We start from the raw sequence: 1,630 nt of genomic DNA, 5'->3' as shown, positions 1-1,630 counted from the left end.
GCGTGAGGAGCGCCAGCGTTGCAGGCCGGCGGACAGGGCCCTGTCCAGGCCGGTGACACGCAGCGTCTGCAGGAGCAGCAGGGCGCCTGTGTGGGAGAGGAGCCCGGTGGCGTCAGCGGATGCGGTGATCTTGCCGCGCGAAGCGATAGTCTTCACTTGGAAAGTGCCTTCTGATCTGGTGTGGACAGGACTCTCGACAAGCCCCATCCTCCCAGTTCAAAGGCACTTTTCTTATGTGAACGATCAAGCCTGGCGAAATTCACCGCGAAAGCCCGAGGCTAGAGAGTCGGTCGCGTAACCAGGGTGGTGTTTGGGGCGCCATCGTTGCGACCCGACCCCGCCGCTGAGCACGATCACCTCCGGGTCGAGCCCAGCGGCGCGGGCCGCGCCTGAGCACATGCGTGGCGTACCTCACTCGGCGGCCAGCTCCTCGAGCTCCCGCAGGGTGGGCAGCTCGAACTCCACGTCCGCGGGCACCCTGCCCGCCCGGTCGTCCCCTTGCTGTCCCGCCCAGTGCCGCAGCGCCTGCAGTGGGGTGAGGCCGTTGGCCTTCGCCCAACGCAGGCGCTGGGTCCACGCGATGTCCTCGTCGGCGGCCTGTCGCGCGGCGGCGAGCAGGTTGAGACGTTCGGCGTCCAGCCAGGTCAGGGCGGCGGAGGTGTCCGTCAGCGGCAGGCTGTCGTGTGTCCACTCGGCTCGGGCGTGGGGCAGGCGTCGATCGTCCGGGCGCAGCAGCCGCAGCAGGTCGTGAAAGCGGTACCGGCCGGGAGCCGGAGTGTCCAGGAGACTGGCGTCGACCAACCGATCCAGGGACCGCTCGGCAGCGGACTCGTCCTGGCCAAGCAGGCGGGCCGCGGCGGGCACGGAGATGTCCGGGCCGTCGGGCACGCCCAGCCAGGCGAACGTCTCGGCGGCGGCCGCGTCGGCGGGGTCCCGGCTGGTACGCAGCTCCGCGAGGGAGACGGCCACGCTGGTGCGTACCCGCAAGTCGCCCAGCTGCAGCTCATCCAGGCGGCGCTGGGCGTCGGCCAGCCGCGCGGCGAACGCCGCCACCGACCACTGAGGGCGTACGGCAAGCCGTGCCCCGGCGACGCGCACGGCCAGCGGGAGACAGGCGCACCACCGGATCACCTCCGCCGCCGCGCCTGGCTCGGCCGCGATCCGCGTTGCGCCGACCAGCCGGGAGAGGAGAGCGACCGCCTCCTCCTCCGGGAGCGCGTCGAGAAGCACCGCGTCGGCTGCGGAACAGTGCGCTCGCCTCTGCCGGTGTCGCGGGCACCCGCTGTCCCTCGACGCCCAGTGCACGGAGGAAACCGCCCAGAACCTCCAGCGGCTGCAGCGGATCCAGACCCGCTGTGGTGCCCTGCAGGTCCACATAGAGCTGGCCATCGGGAAACTCCTCGGCCAGCCGGTGGGCGGCATGGATGGCCAGGGCCGATTTGCCTATTCCGCCGATGCCGTGCAACGTCGAGATCACCACGGGGTTGCCGGTCTGTACCCTGGCCGGCAGTTTGAGGAGCCCCGCGTTCTCCGGACAGCTTCCTGATGATCACTTCATGCTGCGAGCTGCCGGCTCAGGTACTCGTTGTGGACCTCAAGCGGAGTCCGATACCCGTTTGCGGAATGAAGC

Annotated in this window: 1 protein-coding gene; it reads right to left on the bottom strand. The window is 70.1% G+C overall.

Going from position 1 to position 1,630, the window contains the following annotated elements:
- Nucleotides 1–411 precede the first annotated feature (411 nt).
- Nucleotides 412–1,230 (bottom strand): hypothetical protein, encoded by an 819-nt coding sequence (locus ID574_RS59200; protein WP_188197858.1) that lies wholly within the window; start codon nucleotides 1,228–1,230, stop codon nucleotides 412–414.
- Nucleotides 1,231–1,630: the final 400 nt, after the last annotated feature.

It is taken from the genome of Nonomuraea sp. SYSU D8015 (genome assembly GCF_008065375.1).
Lineage (GTDB): Bacteria > Actinomycetota > Actinomycetes > Streptosporangiales > Streptosporangiaceae > Nonomuraea.
The sequence above is the reverse complement of the archived record's forward strand: the minus strand, read 5'-3'. Positions and strand labels throughout refer to the sequence as shown.